Here is a 19,410-nt window from a genome sequence, read left to right on the forward strand (position 1 = left end):
GGCCGAGGTTCAATCATAGGACGAAGCGACCTGACAAAGTGGTTGGCCGTCAGTCGGCAACCCGAAGGGCCGGGTGACTTCGAGCCCAATCCATCGGGCTTCGGCATCGTCCGATGCAAAGGCATCGGCCTTTTCAAATCCCTTGACCCTGTCCACGAATTCCCTCCGGGAGAACGCGTCAATATTGTCGCCCGAGGCTCTACTATCCAGCATTTGAAATCAGTCTTTGCGCAAACGGTATTCGCCCGTCTCGGGATCCTGCACCAATGTTCCTTGCGCACGATTCTGCACTTCTTTTTCCGCCTCGCGCACCCGCTCCGAAACGCGCTGCGCCTCTTTCTTGAACGAGCGATAGCCGTAAAAGGCCGCACAGCCGACCAGAGCGAAAAAGATCAATTGTGGCATCGTCCCAACCTCGAAAACCAGATGTTCTGAGTATTAATAGCACGCCGCCGCGCGCTTGCCAAAAATTCGCGGCGCTCAGATCATAGCCCAAATCGCGACCAAAGCGCCCGTTCCTCGGCTGCACTGATCACCCCGTTGGCCAGATTGGCTCCAAGCGCCTCAATTCTGGTTTCGGTAGAAGGAATCTTGCGTCCGAACATGCCGCGTGGCTGCGTGATCAATTTTAGCCGGGTCTTGGGGCCGTATTGTGACTGCAGATAAGATCTTATATCACCAAGCCCATCGACAAGTCCAAGTTCGAGGCCCCGCGTTCCCGTCCAGAAGAGGCCCGTGAACAGGTCGGAATTATCGCTCAGTTTCTCGCCCCGCCGTTCTTTGACGAGATTGATGAAAGTCTCGTGGATTTCGAGCTGAAGCGCCTTCAAATGCTCGATATCTTCCTTGTTTTCGGGCCGGAACGGATCAAGCGTTGCTTTGTTCTTTCCCGCGGTATGTACCCGGCGCTCAACGCCAATTTTCTTGATGAGTTCGGTGAATCCAAAACTTGCCGAGACGACGCCAATGGAACCGACGATGGAGGAGGGGTCGGCTATGATTTCATCCCCGGCTGCAGCGATCATATAGCCTCCCGAGGCGGCGACATCCTCGACGAACATATAAACTTTCTTGTTCTTTTCCGTAGCCAGATCGCGAATGCGCCGGTAGATCAGACGCGATTGAACTGGCGATCCACCCGGGGAATTGATGGAGATTGCGACAGCGGGTGCGACTTTTTCTGCAAAAGCCTTCTCCAGGACAGCGGCCGTCGATGCAAGCGAGAGATTTTGCCGGAAGGGGCCACCGCCAGACATGATCACGCCGTGCAGGCGAACAACCGGAATTTCCTGATAGTCGGGGCGCCAGCGACGGGGCAATAGTTTCCGGATAAATCGAGCCAAGCGTGTCTCCTGTGGCTATGCGTTGTCAGAACCATGTAAGCCGCGTGCAGAAAATCACAATGGTGCTAGGGAGAGATTCGATCATATTGAACCAGTTCTGTTTCACGGATGGCGGGACGATCCACGCGAAAGTGGGCGCGGCGGCTGTCTGTCCATCTTGCGATGCCGCCTGACAAAGTGGTTAGCCGCCAGCCGGAAGCCCCAAGAGCTCTCCGGCAGACGGTGCAATATGGTCGAATCTCGCTCAGTCTAAAAAAGCGATGCCAATCCATTATTGATGGCAATTGCCCGCTCGGTGAATGCATTTCCGGTTTCATGGTGCAAGACAAGGGCAGGATAGAGTGATAGCCCCGCGCGGCTTCCCCTGATACCTTTAATGACAACGCGAATGGCGGCGTCCTGCGGTCTTGGCTGTACGGGAACGATGATCAGCCCGCCAAAGCGTCCCTCAAGCGCATCGAGCAAATCCGTTATCGAGGTTGGCCGCGCGATGATCCCGATCGATCCGCCGGGCTTCACGATGGCAGCCGCGGTCCTCACCCATTTTTCCATCATGTCTTTGGTCATGACATGTGCCTCCGCCTTTACCGGGTCGGGCGTGGCGCGGTCGCTAGGCTGATTGAAGGGTGGGTTCATTATGGCGAAGTCAAAGCTGTTGTCGGCAAGTCCGGCGGCAACGCGGGCCTTGCCTGTCAATGTTACGTCTGTCTGCATCACCTCGGCGCGCGCGGAAAATGCGTTGTTTTCAGGCAGTGCCAGCGAACTGCGTGCAAAGTCAGCCATGAAGTCCGATCGTTCTATCAAAACCGCTGTTGAGCCCTTGCAGCGGGAGAGCACCGCAAGGCCTGCGGCACCGGCACCTGCGCCAAGATCTGCGACCCGTCCGGCAAAATCAGTCGGCACCATGCTGGCGAGGATCATCGCGTCCACACCGGAACGGTGCCCCTTTGCCGCGGGCTGCAACAGGTAAAATCTGCCGCGATGAAACGCATCCTTCGTCTGTGGGGCGTCGGCAAGCATAAATCAGTCGCGAAGCTCCTGTTCGATACCCGCGTCTATGAGCAATTGTCGCACTTCTTGTTCGCGGTCGCCATCAACCATGATGCGGCGCCCGAGAATACCAAGCGAACCCTCAAGAACGCTCATGTTCGAATCGGCGACGAAGTGGTTTATCTTCGCTTCCTTCAGCAGTGATTCGACAAAAGAGATTAAAACCGGATCATTTGTGCGCAGTATTTCAATCATTTTGACTACCGTTGCAGGGTAGCGCAAAGCGCGTTGCCCTGATTGTATGAAGCAGTGCATGGCCTTATCACGAATTTGTCACCCTTATGCAAATTTTGCGCGCCAATTCGCCGCTTGCGGGTTACAGGCTGTCAAAATAAGGTGTCGCCGCATCAGGCCAGAACCGCAGGGAGTTTCGTTTTGGGCGTCGTTGTCAGTCTTGGCGATAAGAAAAACACTACCGGATCGGTACAGCCGCTGATCGATTTGACGAGCGCCGATATGGCCCGCGTCAACGAACTTATCCTGTCGAAAGCCGGCTCTGACGTCGAGATGATTCCGGAGGTTGCGAACCATTTGATCTCTTCGGGAGGCAAGCGTTTGCGCCCGATGATCACACTCGCTGCAGCCCGCATGTTCGGCTACCACGGCGACGGCCATGTCAAGCTTGCGACCAGCGTCGAATTCATGCACACGGCGACATTGCTGCATGACGATGTTGTCGATGAAAGTGATCTGCGCCGGGGAAAGCGCACGGCGCGCATGATCTGGGGCAACCAGGCGAGTGTTCTGGTTGGTGATTTCCTCTTGGGTCAAGCTTTCAAAATGATGGTTGATGTCGGCTCGCTGGACGCCCTTGACGTGCTCGCGACCTCGGCGTCGGTGATTGCCGAAGGGGAAGTCATGCAGCTTGCAGCTGCAAAAAATCTCGAAACCACTGAAGACGAATACCTTGCCGTCATCAAGGCGAAGACGGCAGCGCTTTTCTCTGCGGCCGCCGAAGTCGGACCGATCATCGCTGGCGCGTCGCGGACCGACCGTCAGGCGCTGCGATCCTATGGGCTCAATCTCGGGCTCGCCTTCCAACTTGTCGATGATGCTCTGGATTATGGCGGCAACGCCAAGGATCTTGGCAAGAACACTGGCGATGATTTTCGTGAGGGTAAAATTACCCTGCCGGTCGTCCTCACCTACCGGCGAGGAACCGCGGAAGAGCGGCTTTTCTGGAAACAGGCCCTGGAAAACGGTGCAAATGACGACAAGGGACTGGAAAAAGCCAAAGGATTGATGACGCGCTATGGTGCATTGAGTGATACAATACAGCGCGCCCGGCATTTTGGCGGCATCGCCCGGGATGCACTCGCTCCGCTCGATCAGTCGCCGCAGAAGGATGCGCTTCTAGAAGTCATCGACTTCTGCATCAGCCGGGTCAATTGATGGGGTCTAGCGCTGCGTAGAGGCCCAAAACTCGGAACATTCGATCGACCTTGAGCGAAAACCGTAAAAAGGCCATGGTTTCCTTGAGGATTCGGACAATCATCTCAATTCGGGAACACAAAGAGGTTTTGTTATGCAGCGTAGTAAATTGCTTGGCTCGGTCATGGGCGCAACGCTCGCTGCGTTAACGGTGGGAGCTGCGTCCGCTCAGGCCGCGACCAACAACACTCCGACATTGAATGCCGGCACTCTTTCCGGCGCGTTCCTTTCCGCGCGTACCGCAGAACGCAGCAATGATTTCGACAGCGCCATCTCTTTCTATCGGCAAGCGCTGGCATATGATCCGAAGAACACGGAGCTGCGCCAGAGCCTGATGCTGGTGCTGTTGACCAATGGACAGTTCAAGCAAGCGTTGCCGCTGGCAGAGGAACTGAAAGCCGTTCCGGAAATCGAACGGTTTTCGCGGCTGGCTCTCGGAATCGATGCCCTCAACCGGAAACAATACCGGCAGGTCGACACCCTGATGATGCTGTCGCTCCAGTCCGATCTTGACCGCATGATAACCGGCCTGGTCGCGGCTTGGGCCAAGGCGGGTGCTGGCAAGCCGAACGAAGCGCTTTCGATGATCGACAAGTTGCAGGGGCCGGAAGGTTTCACACTGTTCAAGACGTACAATTCCGCGCTGATCGCTGACATGGCGGGCCAGAAGGACAAGGCTGCGGCGTTCTACCAGAGCGCAATCGACGACAAGACAAATGTTGCGGCAGCACCCGATACCTATGAACGTCTCGTCGAGGCCTTTGCGTCATTCAAGATGCGCTCGGCCGACAAGGACGGTGCGCAAGCCTTGGTCAAGGAAGCCTCGGAGGTGCTTTCCGGCCGCATGGTACTCGCTGAATTCGGCAAGCAGATTGCTGATGGGAAGACGGTAAAACCACTCATACAAACGCCGCAACAGGGTGCGGCCGAAGTGCTTTATACGGTGGCGACAGCCATCAATCGAAACGGCGGCGAAGCTTTCTCCAAGCTCTATTTGCAGATGTCCTTGCCACTTCGTCCCGATCATGACGCGACCTTGTACCAGCTCGGCGACATCAGTGCCAAACTTGAACAGTCAGACAAGGCGATCGACTATTTCGGCAAGATTTCTCCGGATTCTCCCTATAGCCGCGATGCCGAGATGCAACTCGCCATCAATCTGGCGATCCTGAAGCGCAATGACGAGGCCATCCAGCACCTCAATGGCCTGCTCAAGAGCCAACCCGAAGACATGCGTACCTATCTCGCGATTGGGAGCATCTATTCGCAGGACAAGAATTATCAGAAGGCTGCGGAAACCTACGATCAGGCTGTCGCAGCGCTGAAGGAGCCGACACGTACCGACTGGACGATTTTCTACCAGCGCGGAATCGCTTACGAGCGCCTGAAGCAATGGGACAAGGCCGAGCCGAATTTCCTCAAGGCGCTAGAACTTTATCCGGACCAGCCGCAGGTATTGAACTATCTCGGTTATTCGTGGATCGACATGAATACCAAACTCGAGCAGGGTCTTGATCTGATCAAGAAGGCCGTCGCAGCTCGACCACAGGATGGTTACATCGTTGATTCCCTTGGCTGGGCCTATTACCGCCTTGGCCGCTACGATGATGCGGTCACCCAGCTTGAACAGGCCGTGAAGTTGCGGGCGGAAGATGCAACGATCAACGACCATCTGGGTGACGCCTACTGGCGGGCCGGGCGCAAGTTGGAAGCGACGTTCCAATGGGCGCACGCTCGGGATTCTAAGCCCGAGCCGGAAGACCTGGTCAAGATTGAGGAAAAGCTGAAGAACGGCCTTCCCGATGACAAGAATCCGGGCGTCGCCAAGAATGGCCCCGATGCACCGAAGCCGCCTGTCGCGCCGGCGCCGGTAGCGGCTCCCGACAAGAAGGGCTGACTGCTTGGTTCTACTTGACCGGCTGGAGTGCAGGTCTTAGAGCATGGTCCCGAAAAGTTGCTCGACTTTTCGGATAAGATCATGCTTCCAAACAAAAATATGCACTTTATTCCTTGTCGTCATAGAAGGCCTGTCCGGTGACCGCTTCACTTCCCGATCATATGCAGCCAACCCGCTCGTTTCAGGGTCTGATACTCACGCTTCACAATTACTGGGCGGAGAATGGCTGCCTCATCTTGCAACCCTATGACATGGAGGTCGGCGCCGGCACGTTCCATCCGGCAACGACCCTGCGCTCGCTTGGACCAAAGCCATGGAAGGCAGCCTATGTGCAGCCTTCGCGCCGCCCCAAGGACGGCCGCTACGGTGAAAACCCGAACCGGTTGCAGCATTATTACCAGTACCAGGTAATCATGAAGCCATCGCCGCCCAATCTGCAGGAGCTCTATCTCGGTTCTCTGCGGGCGATTGGCCTTGATCCGCTGCTGCACGATATCCGTTTTGTCGAAGACGACTGGGAGAGCCCGACCCTCGGTGCCTGGGGGCTTGGCTGGGAATGCTGGTGCGACGGCATGGAAGTCTCGCAGTTCACCTATTTCCAGCAGGTCTGCGGTATCGAATGCGCACCGGTTTCCGGCGAGTTGACCTATGGTCTCGAACGGCTAGCCATGTATGTGCAGGGTGTCGACAATGTCTACGACCTGAACTTCAATGGCCTCGAAGGCGATGAAAAAGTCACCTATGGCGATGTTTTCCTGCAGGCCGAGCAAGAATATTCGCGGCACAATTTCGAGCACGCGAACACTGCGATTCTGCTGCGGCATTTCGAGGATGCCGAAGCCGAGTGCGTGGCACTCCTGCGCGCTGGCGCACCCAAGGCGGGTGAGAACAGCCCGCTACACAAAATGGTGTTGCCCGCTTACGATCAGTGCATCAAGGCCTCGCACGCCTTCAATCTTCTCGACGCGCGCGGCGTCATTTCGGTGACCGAGCGCCAGAGTTATATCCTTCGGGTCCGCAACCTCGCCAAGGCATGCGGCGAGGCCTTCTTGCTGACGGAAGCCGGCGGCGCCCATTTTAAAAGCGAGTCCGTGTAATGCCTGATCTTTTGCTCGAACTCCGCTCGGAAGAAATACCGGCGCGCATGCAGCGCAAAGCCGCGGGCGACCTGAAAAAGCTCGTGACCGACGCTTTGGTCGAGGCGGGTCTCACCTATGAAGCCGCAGGCGATTACTGGACGCCGCGCCGCCTGACACTGGACATACGTGGGCTCACGGCGCGTTCCAAGGACGTGCATGAGGATCGCAAAGGACCGAGTGTCACCGCCCCCGAGCAGGCGATTGCAGGCTTTCTGCGCTCTGCGGGCCTTGCCGATATATCCGAGGCGCACGTCCATACCGATCCGAAGAAGGGCGATTTCTACGTCGCCCATCTGACCAAGCCCGGCCGCGGCGCTGAGGAGATCATCGCGGAAATCATGCCGAAGATCATCGCCGCGTTTCCCTGGCCCAAATCCATGCGTTGGGGCAAAGCGTCGTCAAAGCCAGGGAGCCTCCGATGGGTGCGCCCGCTGCAGTCGATCGTCTGCACCTTCGGCCCCGAAACCGAAGAGCCCGTCGTCGTCGACTTCGAGATCGATGGTTTACGCGCCGGCAATGTCACCTATGGCCACAGGTTTTTGAGCGACGGCCAACCGATCTCCGTTCGCCGTTTCGACGACTACGTCGCCAAGCTTGAAAAAGCCAAGGTCGTTCTGGACGCCGACCGCCGCAAGGAAATCATCCTGTCGGACGCACAGAATATCGCCTTCGCGTCCGGTCTTGAGCTGGTCGAAGATGATGCGCTTCTTGAAGAAGTGTCGGGCCTGGTTGAATGGCCGGTTGTGCTGATGGGTGAATTTGAGGAAGAATTCCTCGCCATTCCGCCAGAAGTCATCCGCCTGACGATCAAGACGAACCAGAAATGCTTCGTCACGCGCAAACAGGGCGAAAGCGACAGGCTCTCCAACAAGTTCATTCTCGTCTCCAATATCGAGGCGACAGATGGCGGGCGTGAGATCGCCCACGGCAATGGCAAAGTCGTGCGTGCGCGCCTGTCCGATGCGCTGTATTTCTGGAACACCGATCAGCACGATTTGCCGGATATGCACACGCTCGCCCCGGCTGCAATCAAGTTCGATCTTGATCTCAAGAAGCCGCTGGACCAGCGCATGGCGCGGCTCGATGCGCTGAATGTCACCTTCCATGCCAAGCTCGGTACACAGGGCGAACGTGTTACGCGGATCAAGAATCTTGCACGTGAAATCGCCCCGCTGGTTGGCGCTGATCCAGCGCTTGCAATGCGCGCCGCTGTTCTAGCAAAGGCCGATCTGACGACCGAAATCGTCGGCGAATTCCCCGAGCTTCAGGGCGGCATGGGCCGCAAATATGCGTTGCTGCAGAAGGAGCATCCTTCCGTCGCAGCTGCAATCGAGGAACACTACAAGCCGCAAGGTCCGTCGGATTTTGTGCCGGCCGATCCTGTTTCGATCGCGGTCGCGCTTGCCGACAAGCTCGACACACTCGTCGGATTCTGGTCCATCGACGAAAAGCCGACAGGCTCGAAGGATCCTTTCGCGCTGCGACGTGCCGCGCTCGGCGTCATACGGCTCCTCCTTTCCAGTGAATGGAAAATCGAACTGTTGCCATTGTTTCAATCGGCCTTCATTCAGCTGCGCGAAGAAAAGATCGAACAGCGCATCCAGCATTTCGAGGAGGATCAGGCGGATCAGAATACTGGCGACGTCGACGGTGAGGAGGATGTCACCAACGCCATCTCCGGCTTCGAGAAGCGTATACGCGGCCAGCTCTCCGAGCGGTCCCAACCCATTCTCCTCGACCTGCTGAGCTTCTTCCATGAACGGCTGAAAGTGCATCTGCGCGAACTCGGTGCCCGTCACGATCTGATCGACGCGGTACTGACCGAAGGCGCTGACAATCTGTTGCTGATCGCGCGCCGGGTCGAAGCGCTGGTTGTCTTTCTCAATACGGAAGACGGCAAGAACCTTCTTGCCGGCACCAAGCGCGCCGCCAATATCTTAAGCGCTGAGGAAAAGAAGGGAACGCCGATTTCCCCGGTGGTCGACGCCGCGCTTTTCACCCTGGAAGAGGAGCGGGAGCTTTCAGCGGCGGTGAATCAGGCTGAGAGCCAGGCGGCGCAAGCGATTCAAAACGAAGACTTTTCCGGCGCCATGATTGCACTTAGCGCTTTACGTGAACCAGTTGATTCATTCTTTGAGAAAGTGCTGGTTAACGACGACAATCCCGACATCCGCGCAAACCGTCTGGCGTTGCTCTCCCGCATCAGGACAGCGACGAACACCGTAGCGGATTTCTCAAAAATAACGGGATAACAGCAAGATAGGCGCCGCTGTTAGCGCGCGCCTGTCTATTGCACGCCGGCGCGCAGCGGCGTTTCACCAACATCGGCAATGACCTTTTGAGGTGCCGGCTGGCCGGGTTGCACGAGCGGTGCTGCATTGGCGGCCATCATCGAGTCGGATCCGGTGCCGTTGCCCTGCAGACGCGCCATATACTGGCGCGAACGTTCGCGCCGTTCGGCATAAGCTTTCAGCTTGGCTGCCTCTTTTGCTTTTTGCGCCTGGCAAGGTGAGCAGATAGGATTGCCGTTGGCGTCGAAACTGTCATAGCCGACATACGAGACGGAGTTTGGCTTAGCCGACCCGCTGACCTCGTCGATCGAGCCAGCTTGGGCGGATGCCGAGAATAGCGCAATGGTCGTTGCGGCAATGATTTGGCGAAGCATGGCAAACCCGTCCCTGTTCTTTTCTTGGCCGACTGTTAACAGGGATTTATTGCCAAGCCTTGTTCAGGATGGATTCAATTTTATGCATGATGTCATTCGGCGTGTTCATCAGCATACACTTGCAGCAGGTGTTCCCCATCGTGTAGGCAATGCACGCGATCGGAGACAGCTTTGGCACTCATCCTTGCGGCGGACGAACAAGCAATCGAGACGGCAGCTTCCACGCTTGCCGAAGGCAAGCTCGTCGCTATTCCCACCGAGACCGTCTATGGGCTCGCGGCCGACGCGACCAATGGCGACGCTGTGGCCAGAATATTCGAAGCCAAGGGCAGGCCGCATTTCAACCCTCTGATCTGCCACGTTTCCGATGTCGCCATGGCGGAACGCTACGCCCTGATCGATCCTCTGTCGCGACGCTTGATCGATGCATTCTGGCCAGGTCCGCTCACCCTGGTCCTTCCCCTCAAGCCGGATGCCGGAATTCACCCCCTTGTGGCCGCAGGTCTGGATAGCATAGCCCTGCGGATGCCGCGTGGGATTGCCGGAACTATCATCGCGAAGCTCGGTAGGCCCCTTGCGGCTCCGAGCGCCAATACGTCTGGAAAGATCAGCGGCACGAGCGCCGAAGCCGTCGCCCACGATCTTGGTCAAAAAATTGCGTTCATCCTTGATGCAGGGCCATCGGAAGTCGGACTGGAATCGACGATTGTCAAAGTGCAAGGCGATGCGATCCTGTTATTGCGTCCGGGCGGGCTTGCTGCCGAAGACATAGAGGCGGTTATCGGCAGAAAGCTGGAACGCCTGGATCAGCGTGCCGCGATTCAGGCGCCTGGCATGATGACGTCGCATTATGCGCCGTCGGCGAGCGTCCGGCTCAATGTGCACGAGGTCCGGGAAGGCGAGTGCTTGCTTGCTTTCGGTCCGCTGCGTGCCATGGGCGCGGAACTTGCTGCGGCCAGCCTCAACCTGAGCGAGACCGGCAATTTGCGTGAGGCCGCTGCTAACCTCTTCGATTTCATGAAACGCCTCGATAGCTTCGGCGGTGCGGTGATTGCCGTTGAACCTATACCCTTCAACGGCCTGGGCGAAGCCATCAATGACCGGCTCGTCCGTGCCGCCGCGCCCCGCCTGCTTTCGACTGACGAGATGGAACAGATAAAATGAGCCTGACACTGGAATTGATCGAACGCTTTACTGCGATTGTCGGTGAGAAGTATGCGCTGCGCGATAAACAGGACATTGAACCTTATCTCGTAGAGCCACGTGACAAGTTTGGTGGCAAGACATCACTGGTGTTGCGTCCCGCGCAGGTTGGAGAAGTTTCGGCCATTCTCAAACTGGCAACTGAGACCGGCACGGCCATTATTCCTCAAGGCGGCAATACGGGCCTTGTGGGGGGACAGGTACCTGATGAAAGCGGCGACCAGATCATCCTGTCGCTATCCCGGTTAAACGCAATTCGTTCCATCGATACATCGGGCAACCTTGCCATCGTCGAGGCTGGCGTTGTCCTGCAGAAGCTCCAGGAAGCGGCTGAACAGGCTGGCCGCTTATTTCCGCTATCACTCGGCTCGGAGGGCTCGTGCCAGATTGGCGGCAACCTCTCGTCCAATGCGGGTGGAACCGCAGTACTCGCCTACGGAAATACGCGCGAACTCTGTCTTGGGGTGGAGGTTGTGCTTCCCACGGGCGAAATCCTGAACGATCTTCGAACCGTCAAGAAAGACAATACCGGCTATGATCTGAAAGATCTTTTCGTCGGCGCGGAAGGTACGCTCGGCGTGATCACCGCTGCCGTCATGAAGCTCTTCCCGCTGCCGAGGGGCAAGGGCGTCGCTTATGCCGGTCTTGCCAGTCCGGAAGATGCTCTAAAGCTTTTGAGCCTCGCGCAAACCCATGCAGGATCATCCTTGACCGGCTTCGAACTGATGCCACGTATCGGCGTCGAGTTTTCAGTCGCTCATACCGATGGCGTCCGCGACCCGCTGCAACAGCCGCATAACTGGTATGTGCTGATCGATATTTCCTCGTCGCGTTCGGCTGAGGATGCCCGCGAGACCATCGAAGCGATCCTGACCGAAGCGTTCGAAGCCGGGCTCGTAGAAGATGCGACGATTGCGGAAAGTACGGCCCAGGAGAAGTCATTCTGGCATATGAGGGAGGCAATGTCCGAAGCTCAAAAACCGGAAGGCGGTTCAATCAAGCACGACATTTCCATTCCGGTTGCCCGTATCCCTGACTTTATCGCCGAGGCTGACGCCGCCGTTCTCCATGTCATCCCGGGCGCTCGCATCGTTTCCTTCGGTCACATGGGTGATGGCAATTTGCACTATAATATTTCCCAGCCGGTAGGCGCCGACAAGCAGGCGTTTCTCGATCGCTGGGTCGAAGTCAACAAGAGTGTGCACGATATCGTCCGTGCCTATGAAGGTTCGATCTCGGCAGAGCATGGTATCGGGCAATTGAAGCGCAAGGAGCTTTCCGAGACGAAATCCCCGGTAGCGCTCGATCTCATGCGCCGGATCAAAAAATCCTTCGACCCGGCGGGTATCATGAACCCCGGAAAAGTGATCTGATTCCGTCAATCATCTGTTCACACCCCTTACCGGAATCTTGGCGCCGGTTGGGTTTCGATAACCATTCCACCTAATCAGAAAGAGTTAACCCCGTTCGTTAAGCGGGATTGGCAAGGTTGCCGCCTATTGTTGCCCTAACGAGACCGGAAAATGGTCCGCACTACAGGGAAATACAGAGAAGACCGGAAACAGGCTCTCAGGATCGACAGAAGGCGTCACATGAAGAAAACCGGAGCCAAGCCGGTTTGGGCAGGTCGGGAATTCCGGCTTGACCCATTCCATCTGCCACAGACGGTCACGTACGCCACGCGCGACGACCGTGACGATATCACTTTCACACTGCACGAACGCGGCGCGGTGGTGAAGCGGTTGCTGCCGGCAAGCCATTTGCCTGTTTCGCTCGCCTTGCCAGCCTGTGCCTTTCTCGGTGTGACGGCGCGCGCCGCCGAAGACGAGATTGGGGATATCACGGTAACTTTGGAACTGATGCACACTGACCCGCATCTCTCTGTGCCGTTGCTGGTTGCGCATGATCTTACCGATATCGCTGCGGATTGGCGTGCCTGGTCGGCTCTGTTCAAACTGCCGATGATGCTGGTCGAGGAAGACGGTGTCGCACGGCAGCTGGAACAGAGCATCGGGCCGGTTGCCGTTGCAGCGCCAAAAGAGCGCCGTCAGGGCCGCGAGCCGCGCCGCCGTCCACGCTTTCTTGCCCGTCGCAAGATGGGTGATCTAGGTCTGCGGCTCGTGATCGGCGGTGAGGAGATCATCGTTCAGGGCGGGAAATAGCCGAAAATCGCCGGACGGGCGGTCTTCGAATCGCCTTTTATTCTCCAAGGACGTGCTTCGACGACCGCCCGCCCGTCTTCCCGCAACGCAGGCAATGGCGAGACCCGGGATGAGGGCGCCAAGGGGAAGCACACCCGGTTTTTTGAAATCTTGATGAAGTTCAGAACAGCGGCTTGACCACAGTCCACAGCCCACCGAACACAAGGCCGAGAAAGATCAACCAGCCAACCACTGTGTTCGATTTGAACAGCCTTAGGCATTCGTTTGGATTATCGATGTCAAGTGTCATGATCTGGCGATACATATGTGCGCCCGCAGCCAATAGTCCGGCAACCGCGGGCATCGGAACCTCCGCCACGGCAAAGGCTCCAAGAAAGAGGGCCAATGCGCCGCCATAAAGCACCATCAGTGCTTCTCGCGTGCGGCTGCCGAACAGCCTGGCGGTGGAATGCACACCAACCAGCGTGTCATCTTCCTTGTCCTGGTGGGCGTAGATCGTGTCATAGCCGATGACCCACAGGATCGATCCTGCGTAAAGCAGGATGGCTGGCCAGTCGAGCGAACCAAAGTGCGCGGACCATCCCACGAGCGCGCCCCAGGAAAAGGCAAGTCCCAGAACGAGTTGCGGCCAGTTGGTGATTCGTTTCATGAAAGGATAGATCGCAACGATAAACAGCGATCCGATGGCAAGGAATACCGTGAACAGGTTGAACTGCACGACGACTGCCAACCCCGCGAGTGCCTGCAGAACCAGGAAAATCTTGGCCTGTCTACGGGTCACCTGACCCGACGGAAGCGGCCGCGAACGCGTTCGTGCAACTTTGTTGTCGATATCTTCGTCGGCTAGGTCATTATAGGTGCACCCCGCGCCCCGCATGGCGATAGCGCCAACCAGAAAGAGCACCAAATGATAAGGTGAAGGCAGCACCGACCAAAGCGGAGCACCAACTTTTGCACCGGCAGCTGCGGCGAGGGCGGTCGCCCACCAGCATGGCCATAGCAGAAGCCACCAACCGATTGGCCTGTCCCAACGTGCCAGCTGCGCATAAGGCCAAAGCCAATTCGGCAATATCCGGTAGACCCAATGACCCGACGGTGCATCGAAAACCCTGCCGCGGGCCTGCGTAGACTGGATGATGTCTTTTTCTGAACTCATGCTTTGACCTTGCAGCGCCGGGCGATACAGTCAAGCGGTTTAGGCGGTTTTTCCGGGCAAATCCGTGGTGTGCGCTTGACCCTGAGAGCATCACACCATACCGAGACGACAGTTTTCAAAGCGGAGCTCAAATTCGATGAACGTCTTGCTGATAGGGTCGGGTGGCCGCGAACACGCCTTGGCCTGGAAGATCGCTGCCTCGCCGGTCTTGTCGACGCTCTATTGCGTGCCCGGCAATCCTGGCATTGCAAGCGTTGCAGAATGCGTTGCGCTCGATCCTGGAGACCACGAAGCGATCGTCAGCTTCTGTCAGCAGAAGTCGATTGATTTTGTTGTAGTTGGTCCGGAGGCGCCCTTGGTTGCCGGGATCGCCGACGATCTGCGCGCCGCCAGAATTCCTGTTTTCGGTCCTTCAAAGGCTGCCGCACGTCTCGAAGGTTCCAAAGGCTTTACCAAGGACCTTTGCGCCCAATTCGATATTCCAACGGGCAAGTATCAGCGTTTCACTCAGACTGAAGCGGCCAAGGCGTATATCCGGCAGGAGGGCGTCCCAATCGTGGTCAAGGCGGACGGGCTCGCGGCCGGCAAGGGCGTCGTCGTCGCCTTTGAACTTCAGGAAGCGCTCGATGCTGTGGATGCCTGCTTCGATGGAGCATTTGGCGGAGCTGGTGCAGAAGTCGTCGTGGAAGAATATCTTGAGGGCGAAGAGGCCAGTTTCTTTTGCCTGTGCGATGGCAAGACAGCGCTGCCATTCGGCACCGCCCAGGATCACAAGCGTGTTGGCGATGGCGATACCGGCGCCAATACTGGCGGCATGGGGGCCTATTCGCCCGCGCCGGTGATGACGCAGGCGATCATCGACCTTACCATGCGCGACCTGATCGATCCGACGATGCGCGGTATGGCCGCGATCGGCGCGCCCTTCAGCGGTGTCTTGTTTGCTGGCCTGATGATCACCAGCCATGGACCGAAACTGATTGAATACAACACGCGATTTGGCGATCCGGAGACACAGGTGCTGATGCTGCGTCTGAAAGATGATCTATTGTTGCTGCTGAAGGCCGCCGCCGACGGCGCACTCGATCAGATGTCCGTTCGCTGGAACAGTGATCCGGCGCTGACCGTGGTCATGGCCGCCAAAGGCTACCCGGCGGCACCGGAAAAAGGCAGCGTGATCAGAGGTGTTGAGGCAGCCGGCGATGACGAAAACGTCGAGATTTTCCACGCGGGAACTGCGGACAAGAATGGCGAACTGATCGCCAATGGCGGCCGGGTTCTAAACATTACAGCTACCGGCAAAACGGTTCAGGAAGCGCAGAAGGCAGCTTATGCCGCGATTGCCAAGATCGATTGGCCGGAGGGTTTTTACCGCCACGACATTGGCTGGCGCGCCATCGAACGTGAAAGGGCGCTATAGGAAAGGCGTCAGGGCGGGGTAGCGGATACGATCGGGCGCATCGGCTGCCATGCTGGTTCTCTTCAAACATGCGGCCGTGGTCGCGAAGGGCAGGGTCTCATAGAAGTGATCGAACTGACGCGAGACCGACTGGCTGAGTGCGAGAGACAACGCGTCTACGGTGAGAGTTCGGGCCCTTAGTCGGCCCGTAGGCTTCACTACCACCGAAGCCGTTATTGTACCGTCGACCGCCCCCTTGACCGGAGGCAGCAAAGGCTCGGCAGAAGCGACCAGTATGGGTTGCTGGTATGGTGGCTTGTCGCGGGGCGTTGGCAGATTGTCCGGTGGGATAGCATCGACCAGACCACCGAAGGGCCACGTCCTTTTCAGCTCGGTCACCGTCATATCGGCTATGTTGACGTCGATGTCGCGGCTGGTCCCGGGCGGGCGATAGGGGCAGCGGCGCTCGGTGCAATTGTTCTGCGAAGTGAACTGCCAAAGCACATAATCCTGCCAGTTGCCCTTAGGGAAATGCGGAGCGATGTCAGATTGATAACGCGCGTACCAGAGCGGCAAACGTGACAGGATGGGGAGCTCGAGACGGTGGTCAGCGATATATCGCGCTGTTATTCCGTTCGTGTACAGAACCGGATAGCGCCCGGTTCGGAACTTGATATGCTCTGCAAAAATCTGCGCATCCTGCAATGACATGAACTTGTCAGGGTCGTTATCCTCAATATCGATCGCCATCAACTCATCGTCAGCCGGTTCGGTGTAATCGATGAAGTGATTCGCCTGCTCGATTGGATTGCCCGGACGGCCGAGATGGTAGGCTCCCCATTTGAGCCCCAATGCTTTGGCAAGCTGGCGGCGCGTCTGGTATAACTCCCGTGAGACGGAATAATTGCGCCATATGCGTTTGCATAACTCCTGTTGCATCGCATCGACGATACGGTTGCAATGATAATTGGCGGGCATGCCATCGGATCCTTTGTGGATGAAGGCGGCAACGCGCGCGTCCTTGGCGATTTCCATCAGGTTGAAGGAGTTATGTTCGTATCCGTCGAGTATGATCGCGCGCTCCTTGTTTGCCCAAGGCGAGCGGAACTCCGACTCCGCATGGACGAGGCCGCCAGACATGAGGGCGGTAAGGAACACGGCAAAAGCACGTACGCGGATTGTCAAATGGGCGTCCCCTTGCACCTCGCGAACAAGTCTCAAAATCGAATAGTACCCAATGATGGTCGCCGCATCGCGGTTAATAAACGGTTAGCCACCGTTAATTGAGTTCAATGGCTTCTCTGGAACGGGATTCCGAAGTCACAATCCAATATCTTACGTTTACGTAAAAATAAGCTTGCCTCGAGCATGCACGAAGTTGCAATGTGCAGTCCGTAACGAGCATCACCGGATGAGGAGAAACGATCGATGTACCGCGCGCCCGTCGATGAGATCGCCCATACACTGAAGACAATCGCTGGACTTGACGAGGTCATCGCACAAGGACGTTTTGCTGATTTGTCGGATGATCTGGTAGACGCCATTCTTGAAGAAGCCGGTAAATTTGCATCAACCCGTGTGGCACCGCAGCTTGAGGTTGGTGACAAGCATGGTACTCCGCTTAAGGATTCAGTGGTGACCATGCCGCCGGGCTGGAAAGACGTTTACGAGGAATGGATCGCGGGCGGCTGGAATGCCTTGACCGGCAAGGCGGAATTTGGCGGGCAGGGCCTGCCGATGATGTTGGCGATCGCGACTTTTGAAATGTGGAATTCCGGCTCGATGGCCTTCGGCATCGGACCCACATTGACACTCGGCGCCATCGAAGCGCTTGAAGCGCATGCTACCGACGAGTTGAAGCGCACCTATCTGCCAAAGCTCATATCCGGCGAGTGGATGGGAACGATGAACCTCACCGAGCCGCAGGCTGGTTCCGACGTTGGCGCCCTGCGCACCAGAGCCGAACGCGTCGATGATGGTACCTATCGCATTTTCGGCACGAAGATATTCATCACCTACGGCGAACACGACCTCACAGAAAATATCATTCATATGGTATTGGCACGCCTGCCCGATGCACCGGTGGGCACCAAGGGTATTTCATTGTTTCTCGTGCCGAAACTTCTGGTCAACGAGGATGGCTCGCTTGGCCCTCGCAACGACGTCTTTTGTGGTGGCATCGAGCACAAGATGGGCATTCACGGCTCTCCCACCTGCACAATGATCTACGGCGATGGTTTCACCAAGGATAAGGAGCCGGGCGCCATTGGCTGGCTTATCGGCGAGGAAAATCGAGGGCTTGCCTGCATGTTTACCATGATGAACAATGCGCGCCTCGCAGTCGGCATTCAGGGTGTGGCCGTGGCGGAGGCGGCCTACCAGAAGGCATTGGGCTATGCGCAAGAGCGCCGCCAGATGCGCGCGCCGGGCTGGACGGGCGAGGGTATGAGCCCTATCATCGAACACCCGGATGTGCAGCGTAACCTTTTGACGATGAAGGGCTTAACGGGGGCCGCACGGTCCATTGCCTATGCCTGCGCCCACGCGATCGACATGGCAAAAGCAGCATTGGATGACGATGCGCAGCACTGGGCAGATCGCGCAAACTTGCTGACGCCGGTCGCCAAGGCATTTTCCACCGATATTGGTGTCGATGTGGCGTCGATCGGCATCCAGGTACATGGCGGCATGGGTTATATCGAAGAGACCGGCGCTGCACAGTTCCTGCGGGATGCACGCATCGCACCCATTTACGAAGGCACCAACGGTATCCAGGCCATTGATCTCGTCCAGCGCAAATTACAGTTGGGCGAGGGCGAGCATGTCAGAACCTATATCGCTGAACTTCGCGTAGTAGCAGAGGCCGTGGCGGCATCGAACAGTGTAGATTTCGGACAGACAGGACAACGTCTGCTGGCGGGTCTGGATGATCTGGAGGCGGCGAGCCTTTGGCTGCAGCAGGCGCTGGCCCGCGGTGAGATGAGCGCGGCTTTCGCCGGAGCGACACCCTATCTGCGGCTTTTCGGTCTCGCCGCCGGAGCGACTTACCTCGCAAAAGGCGCACTGGGCGGCGGGCATCCTGGACGCACGGCGTTGGCGCGCTTCTTTGCTGAAAATCTACTGTCCGAAACCAGTACTCTAAAAGACCGCGTCATTCATGGTGCGGCCAGTTTGCTCGGCGCGCGTTCGGCCCTCGCTTCATAAGGAAATCCATGTCAGACCATATTCAAATCGAGCGCCACGGCGCTGTCCAGATCATCCGCATGAACCGGCCGGACAAAAAGAACGCTCTTACGCGCGCAATGTATGCGACGATGACCAAGGCGATCGAGGAGGGTGACGCCGATGCTTCAATTCGCGCCCACGTGTTCTTTGGTGTTCCAGGAGCCTTTTCCTCCGGCAATGACCTGCAGGATTTTATGGCGTTTGCCACTACTGGCAACATGGGCAACGAAGTCATTGATTTTCTGCTTTCGCTGGTTAACGCTAAAAAGCCGCTTCTGGCAGGCGTGGACGGCCTTGCGATTGGCGTCGGCAGCACGATTCATTTCCATTGCGATCTGACGTTCGCTACGCCGCAATCCTATTTCAAGACACCCTTTGTCGATCTCGGATTGGTACCGGAAGCGGGATCCAGTTTGCTGGGTCCGGCGTTGATGGGTCAGCAAAGGGCTTTTGCTTTTCTGGCCATGGGCGAAGGACTGCACGCGGTTGAAGCCAAAGAAGCGGGGCTGGTCTACAAGCTCGTCGACACGGAGGAACTGGAGAGCACTGTCTTGAATGTGGCGACGGAGATTGCGGCCAAGCCGCCGGAAGCCATGCAGATTTCGCGTGATCTTCTGCGCATGCCACGGGAAGCCACGGTGGAGCGTATCAAGCTCGAGGCAAAACTTTTCGCCGAGCGCCTCCAATCGGAGGAGGCACGCAATGCATTGATGGCCTTTCTCACGCGTAAGAAGGCCTGAGGT

At 57.3% G+C, this 19,410-nt stretch carries 18 protein-coding genes; 10 read left to right on the forward strand and 8 right to left on the reverse strand.

Going from position 1 to position 19,410, the window contains the following annotated elements:
- Positions 1-9: 9 nt before the first annotated feature.
- The 5 genes from J2X72_RS11535 to J2X72_RS11555 form a co-directional block, all read right to left on the reverse strand.
- Positions 10-156, reverse strand: a complete 147-nt coding sequence (locus J2X72_RS11535) for a hypothetical protein (protein ID WP_310072012.1) — start codon at positions 154-156, stop codon at positions 10-12.
- A 63-nt stretch (positions 157-219) separates the two neighbouring features.
- Positions 220-405 (reverse strand): hypothetical protein, encoded by a 186-nt coding sequence (locus tag J2X72_RS11540; RefSeq protein ID WP_112525800.1) that lies wholly within the window; start codon positions 403-405, stop codon positions 220-222.
- Between the two features lie 80 nt (positions 406-485).
- Positions 486-1,343, reverse strand: coding sequence for a S49 family peptidase (locus tag J2X72_RS11545; protein ID WP_310072018.1), 858 nt, complete (start codon positions 1,341-1,343; stop codon positions 486-488).
- Positions 1,344-1,592: 249 nt separating this feature from the next.
- Positions 1,593-2,363, reverse strand: coding sequence for a methyltransferase (locus tag J2X72_RS11550; protein ID WP_310072020.1), 771 nt, complete (start codon positions 2,361-2,363; stop codon positions 1,593-1,595).
- Positions 2,364-2,366: 3 nt separating this feature from the next.
- Positions 2,367-2,588: a DUF2007 domain-containing protein gene (locus J2X72_RS11555; protein WP_209997746.1), complete on the reverse strand. Its 222-nt coding sequence runs from the start codon at positions 2,586-2,588 to the stop codon at positions 2,367-2,369.
- Between the two features lie 180 nt (positions 2,589-2,768).
- Here J2X72_RS11555 and J2X72_RS11560 point away from each other — a divergent pair, with 180 nt between their 5' ends.
- The 4 genes from J2X72_RS11560 to glyS all read left to right on the forward strand — a co-directional run bounded on the left by J2X72_RS11560 (position 2,769) and on the right by glyS (position 9,112).
- Entirely contained in the window at positions 2,769-3,785 is a 1,017-nt protein-coding gene (locus J2X72_RS11560; protein WP_209997745.1) for a polyprenyl synthetase family protein, read from the forward strand.
- Positions 3,786-3,918: 133 nt separating this feature from the next.
- The gene (locus J2X72_RS11565; protein WP_310072022.1) at positions 3,919-5,721 is read left to right on the forward strand and encodes a tetratricopeptide repeat protein; all 1,803 of its coding nucleotides are present in this window, start codon (positions 3,919-3,921) and stop codon (positions 5,719-5,721) included.
- A gap of 161 nt (positions 5,722-5,882) precedes the next feature.
- Positions 5,883-6,818 (forward strand): glycine--tRNA ligase subunit alpha, encoded by a 936-nt coding sequence (locus J2X72_RS11570; RefSeq protein ID WP_405044699.1) that lies wholly within the window; start codon positions 5,883-5,885, stop codon positions 6,816-6,818.
- On the forward strand, positions 6,818-9,112 hold the full coding sequence (gene glyS, locus J2X72_RS11575; RefSeq protein ID WP_310072026.1) for a glycine--tRNA ligase subunit beta: 2,295 nt from the start codon (positions 6,818-6,820) through the stop codon (positions 9,110-9,112). The genes J2X72_RS11570 and glyS overlap by 1 nt, the downstream gene beginning before the upstream one ends.
- Positions 9,113-9,147: 35 nt before the next feature.
- On the opposite strand, the gene J2X72_RS11580 is transcribed toward glyS, so the two are convergent.
- Complete coding sequence (locus J2X72_RS11580) at positions 9,148-9,525, reverse strand: hypothetical protein (RefSeq protein ID WP_310072027.1); 378 nt, start codon at positions 9,523-9,525, stop codon at positions 9,148-9,150.
- 171 nt (positions 9,526-9,696) lie between these two features.
- On the opposite strand from J2X72_RS11580, the gene J2X72_RS11585 reads away from it, so the two are divergent.
- From J2X72_RS11585 to J2X72_RS11595, 3 genes are all read left to right on the forward strand, one after another.
- Entirely contained in the window at positions 9,697-10,689 is a 993-nt protein-coding gene (locus J2X72_RS11585; protein ID WP_310072028.1) for an L-threonylcarbamoyladenylate synthase, read from the forward strand.
- The gene (locus tag J2X72_RS11590; RefSeq protein ID WP_310072030.1) at positions 10,686-12,101 is read left to right on the forward strand and encodes an FAD-binding oxidoreductase; all 1,416 of its coding nucleotides are present in this window, start codon (positions 10,686-10,688) and stop codon (positions 12,099-12,101) included. The genes J2X72_RS11585 and J2X72_RS11590 overlap by 4 nt, the downstream gene beginning before the upstream one ends.
- A gap of 219 nt (positions 12,102-12,320) precedes the next feature.
- On the forward strand, positions 12,321-12,890 hold the full coding sequence (locus J2X72_RS11595; protein WP_310072032.1) for a DUF6101 family protein: 570 nt from the start codon (positions 12,321-12,323) through the stop codon (positions 12,888-12,890).
- Between the two features lie 160 nt (positions 12,891-13,050).
- On the opposite strand, the gene ubiA is transcribed toward J2X72_RS11595, so the two are convergent.
- Positions 13,051-14,046, reverse strand: coding sequence for a 4-hydroxybenzoate octaprenyltransferase (ubiA, locus tag J2X72_RS11600; RefSeq protein WP_310072036.1), 996 nt, complete (start codon positions 14,044-14,046; stop codon positions 13,051-13,053).
- Positions 14,047-14,182: 136 nt separating this feature from the next.
- Between ubiA and purD the strand changes: the two genes are divergently transcribed.
- Entirely contained in the window at positions 14,183-15,463 is a 1,281-nt protein-coding gene (gene purD / locus J2X72_RS11605) for a phosphoribosylamine--glycine ligase (protein WP_310072038.1), read from the forward strand.
- Here purD and J2X72_RS11610 read toward each other — a convergent pair.
- Positions 15,458-16,627: a GH25 family lysozyme gene (locus tag J2X72_RS11610; protein ID WP_310072042.1), complete on the reverse strand. Its 1,170-nt coding sequence runs from the start codon at positions 16,625-16,627 to the stop codon at positions 15,458-15,460. The genes purD and J2X72_RS11610 overlap by 6 nt on opposite strands.
- 243 nt (positions 16,628-16,870) lie before the next feature.
- On the opposite strand from J2X72_RS11610, the gene J2X72_RS11615 reads away from it, so the two are divergent.
- A complete protein-coding gene (locus tag J2X72_RS11615) occupies positions 16,871-18,646 on the forward strand; it encodes an acyl-CoA dehydrogenase family protein (RefSeq protein ID WP_310072044.1) in 1,776 nt (591 codons plus the stop codon).
- Positions 18,647-18,654: 8 nt separating this feature from the next.
- Positions 18,655-19,407: a crotonase/enoyl-CoA hydratase family protein gene (locus J2X72_RS11620; protein WP_310072047.1), complete on the forward strand. Its 753-nt coding sequence runs from the start codon at positions 18,655-18,657 to the stop codon at positions 19,405-19,407.
- The last annotated feature ends 3 nt before the right edge of the window (positions 19,408-19,410 follow it).

This window comes from Phyllobacterium sp. 1468 (genome assembly GCF_031455525.1).
Classification (GTDB): Bacteria; Pseudomonadota; Alphaproteobacteria; order Rhizobiales; family Rhizobiaceae; genus Phyllobacterium.